The 21381-nt window shown below is 35.2% G+C and carries 17 protein-coding genes and 1 other RNA gene; 3 read left to right on the plus strand and 15 right to left on the minus strand.

The annotated features are described in order from the left end of the window. Positions 1-817: 817 nt before the first annotated feature. Both DLD54_RS04355 and DLD54_RS04360 read right to left on the minus strand, forming a co-directional pair. Positions 818-1660, minus strand: coding sequence for a beta/alpha barrel domain-containing protein (locus tag DLD54_RS04355; protein WP_109918363.1), 843 nt, complete (start codon positions 1658-1660; stop codon positions 818-820). A gap of 337 nt (positions 1661-1997) precedes the next feature. Continuing rightward, a complete protein-coding gene (locus DLD54_RS04360; protein WP_199692038.1) occupies positions 1998-3290 on the minus strand; it encodes a PTS sugar transporter in 1293 nt (430 codons plus the stop codon). 249 nt (positions 3291-3539) lie between these two features. Between DLD54_RS04360 and DLD54_RS04365 the strand changes: the two genes are divergently transcribed. Then, positions 3540-4265: a MurR/RpiR family transcriptional regulator gene (locus DLD54_RS04365; RefSeq protein WP_158593320.1), complete on the plus strand. Its 726-nt coding sequence runs from the start codon at positions 3540-3542 to the stop codon at positions 4263-4265. A gap of 28 nt (positions 4266-4293) precedes the next feature. Next, positions 4294-5403 (plus strand): tyrosine recombinase XerS, encoded by a 1110-nt coding sequence (gene xerS / locus DLD54_RS04370; RefSeq protein ID WP_109918365.1) that lies wholly within the window; start codon positions 4294-4296, stop codon positions 5401-5403. 5 nt (positions 5404-5408) lie between these two features. Here xerS and DLD54_RS04375 read toward each other — a convergent pair whose 3' ends face one another. From DLD54_RS04375 to DLD54_RS04385, 3 genes are all read right to left on the minus strand, one after another. Continuing rightward, the gene (locus tag DLD54_RS04375; protein ID WP_109918366.1) at positions 5409-6044 is read right to left on the minus strand and encodes an NUDIX hydrolase; all 636 of its coding nucleotides are present in this window, start codon (positions 6042-6044) and stop codon (positions 5409-5411) included. Positions 6045-6093: 49 nt separating this feature from the next. Continuing rightward, entirely contained in the window at positions 6094-6972 is an 879-nt protein-coding gene (locus tag DLD54_RS04380) for a DegV family protein (RefSeq protein WP_109918367.1), read from the minus strand. Positions 6973-7047: 75 nt separating this feature from the next. Beyond that, positions 7048-7461, minus strand: coding sequence for a MarR family winged helix-turn-helix transcriptional regulator (locus tag DLD54_RS04385; RefSeq protein WP_109918368.1), 414 nt, complete (start codon positions 7459-7461; stop codon positions 7048-7050). A gap of 372 nt (positions 7462-7833) precedes the next feature. Here DLD54_RS04385 and DLD54_RS04390 point away from each other — a divergent pair, with 372 nt between their 5' ends. Then, the gene (locus DLD54_RS04390) at positions 7834-9522 is read left to right on the plus strand and encodes an Rqc2 family fibronectin-binding protein (protein WP_109918369.1); all 1689 of its coding nucleotides are present in this window, start codon (positions 7834-7836) and stop codon (positions 9520-9522) included. Positions 9523-9560: 38 nt separating this feature from the next. Here DLD54_RS04390 and DLD54_RS04395 read toward each other — a convergent pair whose 3' ends face one another. From DLD54_RS04395 to DLD54_RS04445, 10 genes are all read right to left on the minus strand, one after another. Then, positions 9561-12737 (minus strand): carbamoyl-phosphate synthase large subunit, encoded by a 3177-nt coding sequence (locus DLD54_RS04395; protein WP_109918370.1) that lies wholly within the window; start codon positions 12735-12737, stop codon positions 9561-9563. A gap of 2 nt (positions 12738-12739) precedes the next feature. Then, positions 12740-13795, minus strand: a complete 1056-nt coding sequence (locus DLD54_RS04400) for a carbamoyl phosphate synthase small subunit (RefSeq protein WP_038522593.1) — start codon at positions 13793-13795, stop codon at positions 12740-12742. A gap of 4 nt (positions 13796-13799) precedes the next feature. Then, complete coding sequence (locus DLD54_RS04405) at positions 13800-14705, minus strand: RluA family pseudouridine synthase (RefSeq protein WP_109919005.1); 906 nt, start codon at positions 14703-14705, stop codon at positions 13800-13802. Further along, positions 14698-15162, minus strand: a complete 465-nt coding sequence (lspA, locus tag DLD54_RS04410; RefSeq protein WP_109918371.1) for a signal peptidase II — start codon at positions 15160-15162, stop codon at positions 14698-14700. Before lspA ends, DLD54_RS04405 begins: the two co-directional genes overlap by 8 nt. 8 nt (positions 15163-15170) lie before the next feature. Beyond that, the gene (locus DLD54_RS04415; protein WP_109918372.1) at positions 15171-16847 is read right to left on the minus strand and encodes a formate--tetrahydrofolate ligase; all 1677 of its coding nucleotides are present in this window, start codon (positions 16845-16847) and stop codon (positions 15171-15173) included. Positions 16848-17404: 557 nt separating this feature from the next. Then, positions 17405-18634, minus strand: a complete 1230-nt coding sequence (locus DLD54_RS04425) for a metallophosphoesterase (protein WP_109918374.1) — start codon at positions 18632-18634, stop codon at positions 17405-17407. Continuing rightward, positions 18621-19754 (minus strand): THUMP domain-containing class I SAM-dependent RNA methyltransferase, encoded by a 1134-nt coding sequence (locus DLD54_RS04430; RefSeq protein ID WP_109919006.1) that lies wholly within the window; start codon positions 19752-19754, stop codon positions 18621-18623. Before DLD54_RS04430 ends, DLD54_RS04425 begins: the two co-directional genes overlap by 14 nt. A gap of 66 nt (positions 19755-19820) precedes the next feature. Then, positions 19821-20232: RNase P RNA component class B (rnpB, locus tag DLD54_RS04435), an RNA gene on the minus strand. Between the two features lie 26 nt (positions 20233-20258). After that, positions 20259-20699, minus strand: coding sequence for a DivIVA domain-containing protein (locus DLD54_RS04440; RefSeq protein WP_109918375.1), 441 nt, complete (start codon positions 20697-20699; stop codon positions 20259-20261). A gap of 94 nt (positions 20700-20793) precedes the next feature. Beyond that, positions 20794-21360: an SLOG family protein gene (locus tag DLD54_RS04445; protein WP_109918376.1), complete on the minus strand. Its 567-nt coding sequence runs from the start codon at positions 21358-21360 to the stop codon at positions 20794-20796. Between the last annotated feature and the right edge of the window lie 21 nt (positions 21361-21381).

Raw genomic sequence — 21381 nt, forward strand, 5'->3', positions numbered from 1 at the left:
AGTTAGTTATTATAGAAAGCGCTTTTATTTATATTTTTACATTTTTTGAGGGTTATTTTAAATAAGTAAATAAAAGAGCAAACCTTAAAAGACTATAATTTAATAGCAAGACTTTGTTTTTTAAGCATAACAGTTCAATTATATTTTGAATACAATTTTTGTCAAAGGATTAAATTTTGGCTTTATTCTGGTAAAAATAGTTTGATTACCAAACAAGTATAAATTTTTAGTTTCGTATTTCTTTGGTAAAAGTAATTGAAGAATAATACAAGCAGGGGCCGCAAATCTGATAAGCTCTAAGGTGCGATATAACTTCGTATAATATATATTATGTAAAGTAATATTAAACTTTAAGATAGACTTCAAATAGAGGTACTTATTTCAAAGTTGTTGACGACGAAGTTTTAAACGATTTTAAATTAGTTTTACGTATGACTAATCACATAATGAACTTAAATCTTCATCTCGTGTTTCTTAAATTACAAGTGCCTATTTTTGATATGCCTGGAACCTAAATTAAATTTTTCATACCTTTTAGGTTAATACGACTTAAAAACTTAGAGTTTGAAACAATACTGTGTGAAGCAGATCATGGTAATGATGTAGTTTAGTTTTTGTTTTTACTAAATCGTGCTTAAAGGTGATATATGAAAGCAGAATAAATTTAATTGCTGAAAAGCCTTTTAACTAGCTATTTTTAAAAATTGCTTTCATTAAAACTATAATTTTAAAGAAAGATAATTTGATTTATATTTTAAATACCAAAAATGCACCTCAACTTAACAAGGTGCATTTCAATTAAAAATATACTTTAATTTTATTGGTGATTAATAAATTTTGCTACCGCTGATTTAATCGCCCCTTCTGCATAGTCATCCATTGCTGTCCCCACTGTCACCACATTTACTCCAGTATTTTTAAAGGCTTTCACATTGACTTCATTTATTCCCCTTTCAGCGAATGTAGGAACTGAAACCGTCTCAATCAATGCTTGCAAACGGTCTTTAATTTCCTGAGGTATCTCTCCTGCAGCGACGCCTTCATAACTCATTCCTGTCATCATACCAATAAAGTCGGCGCCAATTTCTTGCATTGCTAAAGCAACTTTTTTCACTTCTGTAATATCTTCGGCACCAATACCAAATTGGTGTAGATCTGATTTTTTACCGATATAAGAATCAACCAGTAAACCGTTCTCATGTGCTAAAGTAACAACATCTTTTAAATCGGCTAAACTAGATTTGTGACAATGAACACCATCTGCACCTGCTAAAGCCAATTGACGAAAATCTTCACTTGTCAGTGGAATGGGCTCTCTTTCTGTAAAACTTCCAGGAAAACCAACGGTTAAATAAATATCCGGTCCGACAACTGCGCGCACTCCCCTCACACATTCAAGCATACTTTTTAATGGCAGTTCGTGCCGCACATATTCGGCGTCTCCCATAGTTGAAACACCCTCGAGGCCTCTTGCTAAAGTAACTGCGGGATGGTTTGCTTCTAAAATTTTTGCTCCCCCTGCAACCGCTGCTTTAGCTAGTCGTGCGTCATCACCAGTCATGCCAGTACTCATTAACGTGGTACCATTGTCTTTTTCGATGGCCTTTTCAACCTTTTGTCGTGCTATCTCCATTTTATTTTTCATGTCCTGTTTTATCATAATTTCCTCCTAAATATTTGCAAATTTGAATAATAAACACCATGCGATTTTGAGTTCAATCTTTTTGGCTACGAGAGTTTGCCTTTTTCGAGTTTGTTAATTAACAAAACCATTATGAATGCAGATACAATACCCGTTAGCATTGCAAGTAAAAAGCCCAACCAATTATTCGACATTGCGGGTCCTAAAAACGATGGCACATAAGCGGTACCACTCACGTTAAATAGGCCTACGACGCACCCTGCAAGAGTTGAACAAATTAACGTGCCAATCATTTCCAATTTATTTGAAAGAATAAAAGGATAAACTGATTCGGCATACGTTCCAAAAAGTAGATTTATAATAAACCTGGGACTGCTAAAGCTCTATCACTTGGTTTTTGGGGATAGAGGACGTTTGCCAGATTTATTCCTGTAGCAACCATTATTAAAGAGCACATGTCAATCGCACCTAAGAAACTGCTACCATATTTAGACATTTGTAACATAATTAAAGGTAGAAATATCGCGTGGTAACAGCCTGTCAATATGGCTGGGAAAATGATGAAACCCGCAACCGCCCCTGCTAAAATAGGATTAATTGCGATCGCGGTATTTAAAATAAATTGTAAAAAATCGCCCAATTTTGCCGATAAATGAGCAATTAAATAGTAACCTGTTAAACCAGAAATTAACCCGGCAAATGATCCTGCACAAATATTTGCTGTTGTTCCCGGGAAATGCCATTGTAAACATTTTTTAAAAATGACACTGACCAAAATTCCGGCCATAATACCACAAATTATTCCGCCAATCAGACCACCTTTTGTTGAAAAGAGTCCAGCGATCACGCCGGCGCAAATAGCAATATCGTTCAAGCCAGATATTTGTTTGGCGGCAACGGCTGATATTATCACCGGTAAACCGTTCAGCATAATGTCAAAAAGCGCATTGGTCGACTTGGGAATACCGGGTATCTTGGATATTAAAAGTGTGATTGCCATAGTGATAAAAGCTGGCAAACACGCCATTAAAATTCCGCGTAAGCTAATATTTTGCCAAATATTTTGATTAGCTCCGTTATTGTTTTTATCAGTTCCACCAATTAAGGGTGAATATTTAATTTGCCATTTTTTGGTTAAAGCAAACATTGCGCTTACTGCCCGGGTTTCATTAGTTGTACCTGTAGTTCCAGATACAGCAACTACATCCAGACCCATTTTTTGCGCATTGGACATAGATGTGCCGCCAGTTCCAGCAGCAATAATATGATGTTTAATTGCCGCAGTGATCGCCTTTTTATTCGTTCCTGCGGGATCAGCGCTCATTAGTATTAAGCCATCAACCTGATTAGAATCTATTAAATCTGCCATTTTTTGATCATGCTCTTGGGCAACTTTATCAATTTCTTTTAAAGTGCCCTCAGCAATAATTACTGGTTCTTGTCCATTCCATGACCATAAATGTGCTGCAGTGGTCGGTTTAGCGAAATCTAAAGAAGCATCTACAGCAACGAATTGTATTGCTGCTATTTCCGTTTCTGTGGTTGATTGCACCTGTCTAACTACGGCTTCTAAAAGACTTTTTGGATCTTTTCCTCCAAGATTGTATAAATTGCCCCCACTGCTTCCTAAAATCAAAATTCTTTTCATAACATACCCTTCCTGTTTGTTAATTAAAAACTTTAACTTGGTAACCTTATTTTTTTGAGCTCAAAACCTATGAAATCAATCAAATATATTATTTTTATTGATTTCATTTTTATCTTAATACGAATTTTGAAAGCGATTGCTTTTTTGTTAAAAGTGCAACCTTTTTATTTTTTCTCCTTGACCCAATGTGTAAAATTACACATAATTGAATTAAGATTTAAAAAGTTTCTTGAGAAAGGAGTTGTAAAAATGCTAAGTTTTAAAGAAGTTTATCAGGCTCATGAAGATGAATTAACAGATTCAGAGGAATATATTTGCGACTATATTCTTGCGCATAGAAGTCAGGTCAAGAACATGTCCATAACCTGTTTGGCATCTAATACTTCAGTAGTACCTAATACTATTACTAGGTTGTGTAAAAAGCTTAATTATAAAGGATATACCGAACTGAAATATAATTTAGATACATTCTCTGAAGGCAGTCAGGCTTTTTCTCAAAGAATTCTCTTTGAAAATACGGTTAAGCTAATTAACAAGAAAAAAGAAGTACAGATAATAAACTTATTCAGTAAAGCTAAAAAAGTTGTTTTCTGTGCTTCTGGTGAAACCGGCAATGTTGGGCGTTATTTTACTTATGCGTTTAACGCTGTATACAACAACTCGGTTTTTTGCAGTTATACAGAAGAAATTTGGGATATTCTTAACCACTATTCCAATTTAATAGTTTGTATGCTTAGTTTTTCCGGCGATTCAGAGCAAACTTTAAAAATTGCCAAGTTAGTTAAAGAAAAAAACATCAAACTAATAACTGTCAGTGATGTCAGCCATTTCTCCCCTTTAGCAAAAATGGCTGATATACCCTTATTTTGTTATTCACCTAACATTTTTTATAAAGGTTATAACTTAACTAACAAAATGCCAATGTTTGTTGTGCTTAATTCTTTATTGGAACAAGCTATTGACTACCAAAAATGATTTATTTTTAGGAGGAGAATTTTATTACGTGGAAACCAAAAAATATTTAAACTTAATTGATGATGAATTAAATAAGATGCCAGATTTTGTGAAAGAATATAACTTTGGCACTACCCATTCCTTGGCCACTTCTTACCAGTATTTAACAGAAATTAGACGTTTTTTTAATTGGCTTCGCCAAGAAGGAATTTCAGATGCTAAGGATAACCAACATGTGACAACAGAAACCCTGGCAAATCTTCAGCGAAATGATATTATGCTTTACATTAATTATCTTGGTCACGTCAAAAATAAGCAGGGCAATTTAAGCTCTCCCACCACTATTAATCGTTCAATTAATGCACTTAGATCTCTTTTTAAATTCTTAACTATAACTGCAGATAATATCAACGGACAGCCTTATTTTGAGCGCAATGTGATGCTTAAAATTGATTCACTCAATAATATAGAAACTTTAAATTATCGTGCACACATGCTTGAATCACATATGTATACCGGAAAGTTAAAATACCAATTTTTAGACTTTATTGAAAACGACTATCAGCATGTTTGTAACAAACATGCTTTACCAAGCTTCAAAATTAATAAAGAACGAGATATGGCAATCATTGCTTTAATACTTGGTACTGGAATAAGGGTTTCTGAATGTGCTGGTGTAGACCTTTCAGATATTAATTTCAAGAAGGCTACACTTGATGTCACCCGTAAAGGCGGTCAAAAAGACAGTGTGCCAATTGCTGAGTGGACTTTAAGTTATATTACAGCATATAAAAAAATTCGTAGACAGAGCTATTCTGCTACGAAAAATACGAATGCTTTCTTCCTCACTCGTTGGCATAATAAAACTAGACGGATTACGGCAAGTGCAATTGAGAAAATGGTCAGTAAATATTCGGCTGCCTTTGGGCATCCGCTTACGCCCCATAAGTTACGTCACACCCTGGCCTCTGAACTATATGGTGTAACCAAAGATCAGGTTTTAGTAGCCCAGCAATTAGGGCAAAAAGGTACTACTGCAACAGACTTATACACGCATGTTGATCAGAAAAAACAACGTGCAGCCTTAAATAAAATAGCAAATGTAGACCAAAATATGGCAACTAACAAAAAATATACTAAAAATAAAATTCAGCCTTAAAATTTTTATTCAAATTTAGTCTGCCATTGTGGATCATTGTTTGCTGCAAAACACATTTTAACTTCTTCTAGGGTATTACGTGGTAAAGATAAGGCTGGTAGATTGGTTAATGAAAAGTACTTGCATTCTTTAGTTTCAGTGTTTTGAGCAAATTTACCTCCAAGATCATGACAAAGAAAGATTACGTTGCAAACATTGATCACTCGTTCTATTTGTTCTTTATGATGAATATTAGTTGAGTGATTATTAACGGCAATGATGCGCTCTACAGTAATTTGATGACCAGCTTCTTCTTTTGTTTCTTTAATACAATTTTCTTTGACTGTTAAATTTGGTTCACACCAGCCACCCGGCATTGACCATAAGTTATCTGTACCTTCTTTTACCAGCATTATTTTTTGATCTTGAAAAATTGCTGCTCTGGTAGATACCTTGGGCGTTTGATAACCATCCTCGCTGCTAAACAGACCCTTAACTACCTTAAGCGGCAAATCTGTCTTAACAGCCATTATTTTGGTGGCAATCTCTCTTATTTGCTCATACCTTTCCCTGTCAAAGCGGTCATGACCATATTCCAAACCATTTTGGGCTATACTTTGCAATTCTACTGCCCATTTTGTAAGTTGATCTAATTTTTTCATTAGTAACCTCATAATTTCATAGCAAAAAAGCAGCTCTTAGCAGCTGCTTTTATTTTGTTAAGTCAATTTTGTCAATATCAATCATCCAACCAATTGCAAAAGATTTTTCACCTAGGTGTGTAGCAATTACCGGGCTAAATTTAGTGACTGAAATATTTTGCTCAGGAAATTTCTCCTCTAAGAAATTTTTGGCTTCAGCAACTTGACTACTGTCATTGGAATCGATGATAAATAGCTTGATTTTGTCCTTATACGGTAGTTGATCAATCTTTTTCACAGTTAACTTCTTGATTTTAAGAAATGCGCGCTTCATTGAACGTATCTTATCAAAAGCAACTATGTTACCATCTTTAAACGTAAGTAGCGGCTTAATGTTAAGCATTGAGCCGATAAAAGCACCAGCATTACTTAACCGTCCTCCACGACTTAGATTATTCAGATCATTGACAACAAATATTTCATCAATCGTTGAGCGAATTTCATCAAGATGAGCGAGAATACTATCTAATTTAACACCATTTTTGATCATTTTTGCTGCTGCTAAAACCAGGTTTCCCTGCAAACGCACAGTCATTCGGGTGTCTATAGGATGTAAATTATATTTAGGATTATTATCTGCGATATTGCATAGTGTCTGATAAAAGCCCGAGATACCACTTGAAAGTGTAATAGCGATGATTGCTTCATACCCTTGGTCAAGCAAGCGGTCAAAAAGGCGAATTAAACTTCCTGTACTTGGTTGAGAGGTTTTGGGGAAGTCTGCTCCCTCACGTTGCATTTTAAAAAGCTGGTCAGAGGTAATGTCAACATTTTCCAAATATTCTTTTTTACCTATGATAATGGGAATTGAAACAACAATGATATGGTTTTCTTCTGCCTCTTGTTTTGTTATGGCGCTAGTACTATCAGTTACTAATGCAATTTTCATCTAACTTACCTTCCGCTTTTGTCTGTACAATATAAAAGAATTATAGCATAAAAAAGTAGGCGTTTCGACTATCAGCTATATAGAAGTTGATTTTTCAGTTTTCTGAACTAACTTAGTGAAAATCTGATTTAAAAGTTTAATTTCGTCGTCTGACAGTCCCTGTAATAAAGACTTCTCAATTTCTTTTAGAGCCTTCCTTAATTCTTCAATTTTTGCCAGGCCATGTTGATTTAACCAAACAGTTTTACTTGAATCTGTTTCAGAACGTTTAATAGTCACTAGACTCATAGTTTTTTTCTGCTGTAATTGCCTACTTAAAGTTGATAACGAAATTTGTAGTTTGTTAGCCAAATCCCCCATTTTTAAAGCTGTGTTGTTATTTCGGTAAAAATACAGTAATATTCTTGTTTGTGACAAATTCAACCCACATTTTCTGCTGATCTCATTTTTGATATTGCCCGCAATTGTACTAAATGATAAAACGTCCATTTAACTACCTTTTCTGATTAAAATAAATCATAAAAAAATTTTATAAACTAAATTAAAGCAATATTATGCTTGCTAAGTAGATATTAGAATAGCAGTTAAAAATTGTGAAACAATTGTGCTTAACTTTTATAGTAATATTTGTAACTATTAATTTTAGCTTATAAACATTTGCTGTGATAACTTTAAATCTATATTACCAGTATATCAAGTTTTTGCAATGTTTTCTTTTTTGATGCGTTATAAATTAATATATTAATAGCAGTACTCTATTTTAAGTTTGAGGCATTTTTGTAGTTTACAAAATGTAATTTGTCCCTTATACATATCAGCAAATAATTGGTATAATAGAAAACGTGTTTTGAGGTGATAATTATGGCTTATGATGGCTTATTCATACATAGTCTGTTAAATAGTGTTAGACCTTTAGTTGTAAACGGCAGGCTTTCAAAAATATACCAGCCTTTTGCCCAGGATTTAATATTAACTTTTAGAAAAGAACGCAAAAACATTCAACTCCTGCTTTCTGCTAATGCGCAATATCCACGTTTTTATGTGACGAAGCAGGCTATAGTTAATCCGGACAAGGCCCCTACTTTCGTAATGGTCTTACGCAAATACTTAGAAGGCTCTGTCTTGCAATCGATTGATCAGGTTGGCGTTGACCGTATCGTCAATTTTAATTTTAGTAATCGTAATGAACTTGGTGATCAAGTTCAACTGGTTTTATCGTTAGAGCTAATGGGTCGTCACAGCAATGTTATTTTGTATGATAAAAAAAGTGGACAGATAATAGATCTGCTAAAACGGGTTAATCCTGGTGAAAATCGGGTGCGCTTGTTGCTGCCTAAAGCAAAATATGAATTACCTCCTCTTATCCCGGGAATTAATGGTTTTAAGATTACCGAGGCAGAATTTAATTTAAAAGCGACTGGTACAGATCCTGCAACATTAGCCAAGCAATTTGGTGGCCTTGATCGTGATGATCGCCAAGAGCTTGAGGGCTATTTAGAAGATGATTTATCATTTTCATCTTTTAAAACTTTTATGGACCAGTTCGATAAAAAAGGTGCTTTTATATTAAAAACGCCGAAAAATAAACGAAAAATTTTCCCTTATTTGCCGTATCATTTGGACTTAACAAAAGAAGCTTCCGATCCTGATTTCAACCACGCGCTAGACGAATTTTATCAGTATCAGTCAAATCAGGACTGGGTCAAACAAAAATCTAGTCAAATTGAGCGTGTCATTAAAAATGAGCATAATAAACTGACCAAGAAAATTGTTAAGCTGAAAAAGCAGTTGGATCAAGCAGAAAATTCCGAAGGCTATAGGATTCGGGGTGAGATTCTTAATGCGAATTTAGCTCAAGTAAAACCAGGAATGAGTCAAATAGAATTACCTAATTATTACGACAATAACAAACCAATTAAAATTAAACTTGATACCGCACTCTCTCCTGCTCGTAATGGTCAAAAGTACTTTACTAGGTATAAAAAGCTACGTGATTCAATCAAGCATGTTAAGGAGCAAATCAGTATTGCCCAAACTAATTTAAACTATTTTGATACAATTCAAACAGCTATTGACAACGCGGAACCCCAAGATATTGACCAAATTACTGATGAATTAACGAGTCAAGGCTATTTGAAAAAGCCACAAAAACCGAAGCGCAAAAAGAAAATTACGGAAAAAAATCTTAATAAATTCCGCATTTCATCGGGCAAGACCGTTTTGGTCGGTAAAAATAATTTACAAAATGATTGGTTAACTTTGAAGAAAGCTAATAAAACTGATATTTGGTTCCATGTCAAAAATATTCCAGGATCACATGTCATATTACAATCTAGTGAAGCAACTGATGAAGACATTAAAGAAACTGCAGAGATTGCGGCCTATTTCTCCAAAGCTAAGAATTCAGCCCACGTTCAAGTAGATTACGTGACCGACAAGCGAGTTAAAAAACCTAATGGCGCAAAGCCGGGTTTTGTAATTTATACTGGGCAAAATTCAATCGAAGTTACTCCTGAAAAAGAACGTGTTTTAAGTAAAAGAATCAAATAAAAACGAGGATGAACAGATCATCCTCGTTTCTTTTTCTGTTAAATCGGTTGCGTTGTTAAAGACAGTGATTCTAAAACAGATAAAATGAGTTCGGAAGTTTCAATACTAGAAAATACAGGGATATTTTGATTGAGAGCTTCATCTCTTATTCTAATGGCATCATCACTGGCAGAATCTGATAAATTAGTAATGTTAATAACCATGTCAATTTTATGCTGTCTTATTTTACTTAATAGACTACTTGAACCACAGTTAATTTTTGATGCAATTCCCGTTGTGATACCAGCTTCAGCTAAGCAATTAGCCGTCCCCTCCGTCGCAATTATTTTAAAACCTAAACGGTAAAATCGTTGAGCCAATTCCGTCACTTTTTTCTTATCCTCGTCTCGAACTGAAATAAAGATCGTGCCAAAACTGGGAATACGTAAACCACTAGCTTCATAGCCTTTATACAAAGCTTTCGCTAGCTCAGTGTCTCGGCCCATAACTGATCCCGAAGACTTCATCTTTGAATCGAAGGTATTTTCACTTTGGTAGTCAATATATGAGAAAACGGGCATTTTGACAAAAATAAAATTATTTGAATGCCACAGGCTATTCTTAAATCCTAATTCGGGCAAATTACCACCAATAAGCACCTCTGTAGCACACTCAGTTATGTCTTGACCGAGTGCTTTAGAGAGAAAAGCGACGTTATGTCCCGCATAGGGCTTAATTTGAAGTAGATAAATTTTCTTTTCTACAATCAAAAAATGAAGTGTAAAAATGCCCCGCATTTTCAAACGTTTAACTAGCGCAATGGTAAAGTCGGTTAAGTGCTTTTTACCAGTTTTTGCTAGATTTTGTGGTTTAAAAACTGCAATGGAATCAGATGCATGAGATCCGGTTTGTTCTAAATGCTCAATAATACCGGGAATAGTTACATTCTGTTCATCGGATATAGCCGTAATCTCATATTTATTGCCTTCAATAAAATGGGATAAACTAACTTTAGAAAGCTGATTTTCGTGCAAATACTTTTTAAGAGCAGGTAAATCATAAACTACAGCAGACTTTTGTTTAACCCCCATATTGTTAAAACCGCCAATTAAGATTGGAAAACCATGCTCATTAATAAATTTTTTAGCCTCAGACTTATCTACTGTGGTTAAAAGCTTATTTTGGTTTAAGTTCTTTAACGGCTTATTAAGTATCTGTTCAATTCGATCTTTAGGATTAATATCACCGCTACCTATGATGTTCAATCCATTTTCAATCAATTTTTTACATAAAGCGTTAATTTCTTTTCCCGAAAATTGAATTAACACGTCTTGGATATGCTCTTTTTCGGCGATATGGAGAATACTTTCAACTGTAATTGGTTCAAAATAGACCTTGTCTGTCCTTTTATAACTAATAGCAACAGATTCGTCGTTATTTGATAGTAAAACAGTGTCATAATTATTTTTATGTAAAGTATCTAGAGCATGACTAATCATATAGTCGAATTCACTCGTAACTGAAACTTGTGAAGGCAGCATACCGACCACTAGCACCTTCTTGCGTGCTGTGAGTGGAATGCTTTCGTCTTGAACGCCAAAAGCACCGTAATATGCGTTTACCAAAGGCTTAATGGTTCCTGCTGTACCATCTATTTGCTGGTAGGCTGGCTTTAAGTGCAGTTTTTCCAGACGTTTTTTAATGGCACTAACACTGATATGAGCCACTTGAGATATTAAGACGTTGCGAAAACCCCTTTTTTTCGCTTCAAGCAATAAATTATCCGTTAATGCCTCATCGGCCAGTTTCTGAGCAATTTTAACTATATTTTCAAGCTTTTGAAAATATACTGGATGAATATGGATAATGTCCTGCAATTCATTGTAATTAAAGCCTTTAGCTATTGCGGCTAACAACTTAATTAAATGTAATTCATCGGGATGTCTTAAATCATCTATGATTTCTGACTTGTCTTTAGCTTTTTCACTGCGAAAGACGTTAATTGACATCTTGACGTTAACAGTTGAAGCTAAGCCTTTTAAAAAAGCTGATTCAAAGTTAGTACCTATTCCAATTGCTTCACCGCTGGCCTGCATCTTTGTTCCTAAAAGATAGTGATTACTACCTGATTGTGTTAGTGACCAGAAAGGCATTCTAATGGCTACTTTATCTAAAGTAGGTTCTACTGCAGCATTTAATCCTGATAACGGATCTGTAATTTCATCTAAACGATAACCTAGTGCGATTTTGCAGACAATGTAGCCTAAACTATATAGTCCTACTCTTTTGGACCAAATTGCACTGCGCGTTAATCTGGGTTTGATTGACAAAATTTTGACCGCAAACTTGGTACCCTCATGTTTAACAGCAAAATGAATATTTAAAATTCCCAAGATTTGAAGATTGTTAGCAATTTTTTTAGCAATTGTGCGAATTTGCTGTACTTGATCATTGTTGAGTGTCAAAGCCGGCATTACTGTTGCCGAGTCACCAGCATTAATGCCTACAGATTCAATAGTATCTGCTAAATTAGTAAAAAGAACATTGCCGGAACTGTCACGAATGACATTGGCAATGACTTCGCCCCAAGTAGAAAGGTCTTCAGATAAATGATAATTGCTATATGAAAAAAGCTCTTTTTGTTGCTCTTTCTTCAGGTAATTCAGCAAATCAACCAGATTTTCAAAAACAATTTGCTCATTATGAGATGACTGATTTTCTTTGATCAGCATGAGTGGGAATTGAACTTGTTCAGAAATTTGTTTTTCTAAGTTATCAGCTCTAAAGTCAGTTAAATTCCAATATTTGTTAACTTCAATATTATTAGCTGTTAAAAAAGCATTCATTTTCTGATGGTTGTCCATCATCAGAGTTTGGTTATTGAGAGTTAGCAACTTAACTCCCATTTGTTGTAATATACCGTCTTTAACCAATTCACGTGTTATTTTTAAACCTGTTGTAGAACCGTATGCCGAAATTATAGCATTAGGTTCTTCCATACGGATTATGCGCTTAAGAAATTCCAACGTCATTGGTTCAAGATAAACGGTTAATCCCGACTTTTTGTCAGTAGAAACAGTTGCTGGATTAGGATTAACTAAAACAATCTGAATGTCTTCTTCAAAAAGTGCTTTGATTGCGTCATTAACTAACAAGTCAGTTTCGGAAACCTTGCCAACTAAGGTTGGACCAGATCCAATAATTAACACTTTATCTAAATCATTTGCTAAAGGCATAATTACACCATCATCTTTACGAAGTTATCAAAAATTGGCAGAGCATCGAGACTGCCTGGAGCTCCTTCCGCATTAAAAGCAGTTCCAATCACCTTATTTGCTTTATTGCTAAAACCTGCCAGCAGTTCGCTGTGGAGATCATAAAATTCGTTTTCCATGGCGAATTGAACACTGCTAGGTAAAACTAACTGGTCAATATTCATAGCAACCTGCCAAATTTGATTTGAATTTTGCTCTATTACGGGAAAGTTAATTCCGTTATATACTTGCGGTAAATCAACTAATTCGAATTTCAAAAAATCACTTAATGCCAAGAAACCCAAGCCAATTCCCCATATAGGGATTTGACCATAAAAAGCATTCAAGATCGGTTCAAGATCTTCTCTAAGCTCGTCTACTCTGCCGGGTCCACCAGAAATGATTATACCCTGCGGACGTAAATTTTTAATGTCAGGAACTGACACATTATAAGGCAAGACGGTGGCGTTAACTTTACGCAAAGACAGCTCTCTGAGCATTGAATGTTTTAAACCCAAATCAATAATGGCCACGGTTTTGCCCACATTAGGAACAGCATAAGCATTTTTAGTAGAAACACTAGCTGATTTATTTTTTGGTAAAACCAATGCTCTTATTTGATCAAAGGCATGCTCATCATTGGTATCCATAATTGAAGCTTTGATAGTTTTCTCTTTATTTAAAAGATGAACTAAAGCCCTCGTATCCACGTTATAAATAGCAGGAATATTTTTTTCTTTTAAAAATGAGTCCAAATCTTGAAAATTTTCGCTATCAGAAATATTTTGAGCAACATCATTAGCAATGATACCTTTTACGGTCGGGTTAATACTTTCATAATCAATTGCATTAATGCCGTTTCCCCCAATCATTGGAGCAGTGTACACTAAAATCTTACCGGTATTGGTTGGATCTGTTAAAGCTTCCTGATAACCAAAATTACCTGTTTGAATGGCTAGTTCGCCGGTCGAAATAATCGAAGCTCCTAGCCCTTCTCCAGGGAAATAATTGCCATCTTCAAGAATTAAATATCTTTTCATTTAGTCACTTTTTTCTTAATTCCGTCAGTCTTTCTAAAAAGATTTGCGGAGGCTCAACCTTAAATTCGAGCCATTTACCTGAATGTGGTTGCTTAAAACCTAAAATTTGAGCATGCAAAAATTGTCCGTTGCCTTTTAAACTATGCTGAGGACCATATAGTGGATCACCAGCAACAGGATGACCAATGTATGAAAGGTGTACCCTGATTTGATGGGTACGGCCAGTCTCAAGGCGACACTCAATTAGACTATAATTTTGAAATTGTTCTAGAACAGTGAAATGTGTGACAGCCTCTTTACCATTTTCAACCACTGCCATCTTTTTACGGTTAAAGTGATCGCGTCCAATAGGAGCGTTTATTACCCCCGATTTTTCAGAAAAATTACCGTGAACAATTGCCAAATATAACCTTTTATTAGTTTTATGTGCTAATTGATTTTCTAAGCTCTCACGTGCAAAACTGTTTTTGGCTACCATTAATAAACCCGAAGTATCTTTGTCAATGCGATGAACAATTCCAGGACGAAAGCCTTCGGGACTCTGTGCTAAATTTTTGGTGTGAAATAGCAGCGCATTAACAAGCGTATGGTCTGGATGTCCAGCCGCAGGATGAACCACCATTCCCTGAGGTTTGTTAACCACAAGAACATCTTGATCTTCATATATAATATCGAGCGGTATATCTTCCGGTGTCATAGCTAGTGGTTTTAGTTGCGGAATAGTGACCGCAATTAAGTCATTTTTTTGTACTTTATAAGACGGTTTAACTACCTTATCATTTACCAAAATATTTTTATCACGCAATAATTCCTGGATTCTTGTTCGCGATAAGTTTGGAATTTTACTTGCAAGTAAACTGTCTAATCTACCATGTTCGTCTTGGATTATGAATTGGTATTTATCAGGCATTATTTTTTTCACTTTCATCCAAAAATAAGAGATAAATAAACACCATAATTATTCCAATCGTGATGGCAGAGTCAGCAATATTAAAAATGTTGAAATGAATAAAGTCGACTTGGATCATATCAATGACATACTTTAAGTGTATACGGTCAATTAGATTCCCGATAATACCACCTAAAACTAAGGCGACTCCAGAGCTGAAAATCTTGCTATTAAAATTTTTTCTTAGCAGATAATATAAACAAACCACAATGGCAATTGCACTAATCAGGTAAAAAAGTCCCATTTGACCAGGTAAAATATTCCAGGCAGCTCCCTCGTTTTGAATATATGTCAATGAAAAAATGTGCGGAATAACCTGATGAGTTTCTCCCAGTTGATAGTTATTGACTATAAAAAACTTTAAAGCTTGATCTGAAGCAACAACTAGTAATGAAATTAATAAATAAAAAAATTGCATTGATAAAATTAAAATAAACCGCTGATTTTACCATTATTGTCTACATCAATATCTAAAGCAGCTGGGTGTTTTGGTAAACCTGGCATGTCTAAAACATGCCCTGTCGTTATAACTATAAAACCAGCACCATTTTTCAAACTGGCTCCTTTGACATGCAAAGTAAAATCAGTCGGTGCACCCAACAATTTTTGGTTGTCAGTAAATGAATATTGAGTTTTGGCAATAATTACGGGTAATTTATCCTTTCCCATTTTTTCAAGCTCTTGAATATCTTTTTCTGCCTTTTCACTATATTCGACCTTTGAGGCATGATAGATTTTTTGAGCTATTTTTTCAATTTTAGTTTTTACATCATCATCTTTTTGATATGTAGGTATCAGTTTCCCAACGTCAGAATTTGCCAGTTTAACTACAGCTTTTGCGGCCTCTACTCCACCTTTTGAACCTTGTTCGTGGTAATCAACAACAACAGAATCAATTCCTTCATCTTTAATCAATTGCTGTAAGAGTGAAATTTCATTTTCACTATCTGTTGCAAAATGGTTAATTAGAACAATAACGGGAATGCCGTAATTTCGCATATTATTCATATGTCTCTTAAGATTTGCAAAACCGCTACGTAAAGCAGACAGATTTTCAGTACTTAAGCTATCTGTAGTACCTTCAGCTTGGTATTTTAAGGCACGTACGGTAGCAACCACTACACTGGCATCGGGCTTTTTATCTAAATGACCCGAAACAAAGTCCATGAACTTTTGCCCGCCCAAGTCGCTGCCAAATCCTGCCTCGGTCAATACATAATCACTTAAGTGCAAAGCCAAGTTAGTGGCAATGACAGTATTAGCGCCATGAGCAATATTAGCAAAAGGACCGCCGTGAACCAAAGCCGGTGTATGTTCAATAGTTTGCACAAGATTAGGTTTAAGTGCATTTGCAAGTAAAGCGGCAATCGCACCTTCAAAGCCAAGGTCACTAACGTAAACTGGTTTATCTTCCTTGGTATAACCAACCAACATCAAACCAATTCTTTTTTTCAAATCGTCAATATCGGTGGCCAAACATAAAATAGCCATTAACTCGTTAGCAACAGTAATTGCAAAACTTGATTTGTGCTCCACGCCGTTAAATTTGGAGCCTTGACCTACAGTAATGTTTCTTAAACTACGGTCATTAACGTCAATTCCGCGCTTTAATAAGATTCTATCAGGATCAAGACCGATTGCATTTCCTTGATAAATGTAGTTATCAACTAAAGCAGCCAATGTGTCAATAGCAGCTGTCAAAGCATGCATGTCACCCGTAAAGTGAAGGTTAATATCTTCCATAGGAATTACTTGCGCTTGTCCGCCGCCAGTTGCTCCGCCTTTTAAGCCGAAAACCGGTCCCATGGATGGTTCTCTTAAAGCAATCATGGTCTTTTCATGTAACTGGTTGTTGATGGCATCTGCTAGACCAATTGTCATAGTCGACTTACCTTCTCCTGCAGGAGTAGGTGAAATTGAAGTAACCAAAACAAGTTTACCCAAGTGCTTAGTTGCTAATGTCTTTTTAATTGCCTGCCAATTAATCTTAGCTTTATCATTGCCGTATGGCTCAATATCTGTGCTACTTAAACCAACTTTAGCAGCAATTTCGTTAATGGGTAATGCGTGTGCTTCTTGTGCAATTTGAATATCTGTTTTCATTGCGCATGCCTCTTTCTGTATATTTAAATTTTAAAATTATTTTTCCATTTTAAGTAATACTCTTTTCATATTAGAATTTAGGTCCCACCTTTTAATTAATCATTTCAATTATAACAAATATTGCATGATTTTTATTCATTACTAGCCATAAATTAAGAATAACGCTAACTTTCCTCTTAGAAAGTAAAAAAGCGGGCTAAAGCCCACTTTTTATTTTTCACATCTTAATAAGTAATATTGCCCTACTTCTGCAACTTTTATTTTATAAATTTTGAAACAATGCCATTGCAGCACAATCTGTGGTGTTGCCACCTTTTTTATCCGTGTGCGAAATGGTAATTTCAAAATGTTCTCATTCCAATAAGAATAAAAATATGTATAAAAAAGCAGCGTAACAAAGGCTAAGGCACAAATTAGTGCTGGCCAATTAAAGACTTTAGTACTTTCATATAACAAGATTAGGCTTAAAAGCAATACAATGAAAACCCAACTGAAATAAATCAAGCCGCACCGTCCCAAAATGACAAAATGTTTCTTTTTCATACGATCTTCTTTCCTCAATATTTAATTTTAGCTTTTAGGTTACTATGATCAGTGGTATCAAATAATGTCTTCATATACTTACTAAATCTTGGTCTTTGACTGATTAAAATTTTAAACTCAGGAGAATTGTAAAGCTTTTTAAGCTGCTTTTTTTCAATATGATTATGTCCAGTAAAGTACTGGTAGTTCATTTCAATAAAAAGATGGTTAACTTTTTGTAATAGCTGAGATTCTTCAATCTTTAAATGATCTTTTTTATTCGTGTTACCAGCTAAATTCCTAATCTGAATTTCTTTTAAATACGAATGAAAATGGGTTAACTCTTTATTTTGCCTCTCCTCTGCGGTCAAATAAGGACTCATATCAAAAGTTTTGCGTTCATAGCTAACACAATCGGGACTGACTTTTACATTGCCATAAGCCTGATCATAAGAACAGAAGCTTGAAGTTACTATTTCGGTTGCCGGAACTTTTTCCTTAGGACCAACAATGTTTTGCGCGTGAATATGCCCGGAAAAGACAATCTTAACATCATAATCTTGACACAAACGACCTAATAATTGGGCATTGTTTAAAACAAATCCGCGATTAACCGCTGGATTATGAACGTAAAGATTATGGTGCAAAAATAGCAGTGGCCGCAAGCTCTCTTTTTTTGCCTTCTCCAATTGTCTTTGAAACCATAAAATCTGTTCTTCCCCTAATTGCCCTTCTGTAGTTGGGGCACCACTTGCTTCGTGGGTACCATAAATATTGGAATCGAGTAAAAGCAAAAGATATTGGCTATTTAACTTAACGCTGTATGCTAATGAATTGGGGTCTTTACTGAGTGCACAATCGTAAGATTTTTTGAAAATATTTCGCCAATCTTCTGGACTTATTTGATGAGCATATAATTGATTATTCCCACGAAAAGATCTGGCCCAACCATCATAAATATCATGGTTACCAGGTAGCACCAGTAATTTTGTCTCTTTTAGCCTGTCAAATATTTCGGCAAACTTTTGCGCAGAAATAAGTTCACCATTGAATGTGACATCACCTGTGACTATAATAGCAGCAGGCTTTTTTTCGTTGGCATAATCAGAAAAAGCCCGCAAGGCAGTTTCCTGGTAATTTAAATCCTTACCTTGGCTGGTACCTTGGATAAGCTGAAATGCCTTACCATCATCATGTAAACTGTCAGCAATCAGATGTGTATCGGTAATAACCCAGAATTCTGTATTTGCTTTATTTGTGATCATTTTTCTTAGTCCAATATTGGTAAAAGTCAACTCTTAAATTACCGTTGAACAATTTCCGCTTTTTAGTTGCCTTTTTACCAAAAAATTCTTCAAACTTTGGATCTCCAACCAAATAATATTGACTGAAACTATCGTATTTTAAAAGCGTTTCTCCCATTTGTTGATAAAGATCTTCTGCTGATTTGCGGTCCTTTAATCTTTTTCCATAAGGTGGGTTGGCAATTATGACGCCATTTTCCAAATCTGTAGCAAAATCTTTCACAGCAACTTGCTTAAAATAAATATCCTGTAAAACACCAGCATTATTGGCATTTAATTTTGCTATTTCTAAGATAGATTGGTCAATATCACAAGCCCAAATTGGCTGTTCAAGAGGCTTGATTTGGCTTTTAGCTTCATTCACCATGTCTTGGTGCAGCGAATGATTAAACCAGTCAAAGCCATCAAATGCAAATTGGCGCCACATTCCAGGTGCGATATTCTTGCCAATTAAAGCCGCTTCAATTGCTAAAGTCCCAGAACCTGTCATAGGATCAATCAATGGATGAGTACCGTCATAAGGTGTAAGTTTGAGCAAACCAGCTGCGAAGTTTTCTTTAAGCGGGGCGCCGCCATGTTCTATTCTATAGCCTCTTTTAAATAAACTTGAACCGGTTGTATCAAGTGAAATTCTGGCAGTATCCTTATATATATGTATATCAAGTGGATATTCATTGCCACTTTCAGGCAAAAAGCCGCGCCGATGATATTGATCAGACATTTTATTGACAATTGCTTTTTTTACAATTGACTGTATTCCGGGCTCAGAATGCAATTTTGATCTAACGGAACGACCGCTAACTGGGAATTTAGCGTCAACTGGCAGCAATTCAGCCCAATCAATATCATAGACCTGGTTATAAAGCGTATCAAAGTCAGTGGCAGAAAATTCTTTAAGCAGAATTTTAACGCGGTCTGCTGCTCTCAACCACAAATTTGTCTTAACGATATCACTTTGATCACCATTAAAGAAAACACGACCGTTTTCAGTTCGCGTTTTATAACCCAGTGCTTGCAGTTCTTTAGCAACAACGCTCTCGAATCCAACACCCATTGTTGTATAAAGTTGATATTTTCCCATCTTCGACTCTTTCTTTTTAAAAAAAGCGTTGAGCCCTTTGAAAAGCTCAACGCTGCCAATGCAAATTTCTATAAGCCACGTTCTGTTCAGGTATTTGCGGCATAAATACCTTTAGCAGCCATCTATCTTTGTTAAATAATAACAATCCAATCTTTAGTTCAATTTCTTAGATTGAAACGCCCCCACCAAGTTTGGGTTGCACGCTCGCAGGGTTTACCTCGTTCCACCAAAAATGTTTTCATCTTTGCTTCGTCACTGTGGCACTTTTCAGAATATTCATGCATATCCTTAGTAGGACTTAGCATTTTTTTCGCCGTAATCTAAATTTTTAAGCTGTTAAATTTGTTATTTCTGCTCAAAATTGTAGATTCTTTAGCTTATTGGGCTAAATACGATCACTACAAGCATCGCAGCTTGTGCGTGCGTGGACTTTCCTCAGCTTGATCATTTACATGTCAAACCGCGACTGCTCAAAATTTGCACCATTAAAAATTATAACAAAGCTTATTCTTTTTGTAACCCATAAACTCGTTGTTCAAGGTTATAAACTTTGCGCTCAAGTGTAGAAATTCTCTGAATAATAGCCATGTTAGTGGAATTTTCAGCTTGAGAATTTTCTTCATTCATTGAACCGAAGTTTTGACTTGCTCGCTGCTGACTAGGTATATATGTGCGTACATTTTCAGAAGTGGAAGAAAGACTTTCTGTTCTGGTTCTTTGATTCTGAAGGGAGTTTTCTTTATGTTGGTCTTCCATCAGTTCACCCTGAAGTTTACCAATTTGACCATAAAGATCTTCAATTATTTGTTCAAAGGTATCATAATCAGCGATCACTTTATCTAAAAAAGCATCTACTTCATCTGGGTCTAAACCTTTAACTTTAGTTCTAAATTGTTTTTTTAATATATCCTTCGTGGATAGTTGAATATCATTTAAATCTGCCATGATAATATACAACTCCTTTTCCAATCCCCCTTATTCTAGCAAAAACTAATCACGCTTAAAACTAAAATGTTAACTTTTAAACAAAGTTATTTTTTTATTCATCGAATTTGTCTTCTTGATTTGCTTGATATTCTTCAGCTTCATCTTGCAGATCATAAAAATCAATTAATTCGAGGGGATAATCTGTCGTTTTTTGATAATCTCTGATTAAATTATAATCAAACTTAGGTTTACCAGGATTTTCCGTATCATATATCATTAAGGCACCGTCTGTATGCATTAACATGAAGTTTTGATAATTTCGCAGTTGCACTGGACTATGATACGGTTCTTTGGAAGTTGAGGCAAAGAAATCAACTTGACTTTTTAAGGTCAAAAACTTTTCTTGATTGTTTTCATTCCATCTGCTGGCAAATTCTTCATAGGGAATGATGATAGAAACACGCACAGGAAATTTATCACGTAATTCAATAGCAACTTCACTTGCCCACTGCTCGACTCCTAAATTTGCCCCAGTAATTATCCAATCAAGCTGACCATTTTCCAGCAAGTTAATCATATGCTTTTTTAAAACTAATTTAATGATTTTAATTTTAGGATCTTTATCACTATATGTATTTAATTCGTAATTGCGGTATCCAGTAATCCATAGTCTTTGCATAATGAAACAAATGGCTCCTTG

It is taken from the genome of Lactobacillus helsingborgensis (assembly GCF_003173695.1).
In the GTDB taxonomy this organism is placed as follows: Bacteria; Bacillota; Bacilli; order Lactobacillales; family Lactobacillaceae; genus Lactobacillus; species Lactobacillus helsingborgensis.

Excerpts from the sequence above, each read along its gene's own strand:
- DLD54_RS04355 (WP_109918363.1), bottom strand. The coding sequence starts at position 1,660 with ATGATAAAACAGGACATGAAAAATAAAATGGAGATAGCACGACAAAAG.
- DLD54_RS04425 (WP_109918374.1), bottom strand. The coding sequence starts at position 18,634 with ATGATCACAAATAAAGCAAATACAGAATTCTGGGTTATTACCGATACA.
- DLD54_RS04360 (WP_199692038.1), bottom strand. The coding sequence starts at position 3,290 with ATGAAAAGAATTTTGATTTTAGGAAGCAGTGGGGGCAATTTATACAAT.
- DLD54_RS04365 (WP_158593320.1), top strand. The coding sequence starts at position 3,540 with ATGCTAAGTTTTAAAGAAGTTTATCAGGCTCATGAAGATGAATTAACA.
- DLD54_RS04400 (WP_038522593.1), bottom strand. The coding sequence starts at position 13,795 with ATGAAAAGATATTTAATTCTTGAAGATGGCAATTATTTCCCTGGAGAA.
- lspA (WP_109918371.1), bottom strand. The coding sequence starts at position 15,162 with ATGCAATTTTTTTATTTATTAATTTCATTACTAGTTGTTGCTTCAGAT.
- DLD54_RS04405 (WP_109919005.1), bottom strand. The coding sequence starts at position 14,705 with ATGCCTGATAAATACCAATTCATAATCCAAGACGAACATGGTAGATTA.
- DLD54_RS04375 (WP_109918366.1), bottom strand. The coding sequence starts at position 6,044 with ATGAAAAAATTAGATCAACTTACAAAATGGGCAGTAGAATTGCAAAGT.
- DLD54_RS04440 (WP_109918375.1), bottom strand. The coding sequence starts at position 20,699 with ATGGCAGATTTAAATGATATTCAACTATCCACGAAGGATATATTAAAA.
- DLD54_RS04430 (WP_109919006.1), bottom strand. The coding sequence starts at position 19,754 with ATGGGAAAATATCAACTTTATACAACAATGGGTGTTGGATTCGAGAGC.
- DLD54_RS04390 (WP_109918369.1), top strand. The coding sequence starts at position 7,834 with ATGGCTTATGATGGCTTATTCATACATAGTCTGTTAAATAGTGTTAGA.
- DLD54_RS04445 (WP_109918376.1), bottom strand. The coding sequence starts at position 21,360 with ATGCAAAGACTATGGATTACTGGATACCGCAATTACGAATTAAATACA.
- DLD54_RS04415 (WP_109918372.1), bottom strand. The coding sequence starts at position 16,847 with ATGAAAACAGATATTCAAATTGCACAAGAAGCACACGCATTACCCATT.
- DLD54_RS04395 (WP_109918370.1), bottom strand. The coding sequence starts at position 12,737 with ATGCCTTTAGCAAATGATTTAGATAAAGTGTTAATTATTGGATCTGGT.
- DLD54_RS04380 (WP_109918367.1), bottom strand. The coding sequence starts at position 6,972 with ATGAAAATTGCATTAGTAACTGATAGTACTAGCGCCATAACAAAACAA.
- DLD54_RS04385 (WP_109918368.1), bottom strand. The coding sequence starts at position 7,461 with ATGGACGTTTTATCATTTAGTACAATTGCGGGCAATATCAAAAATGAG.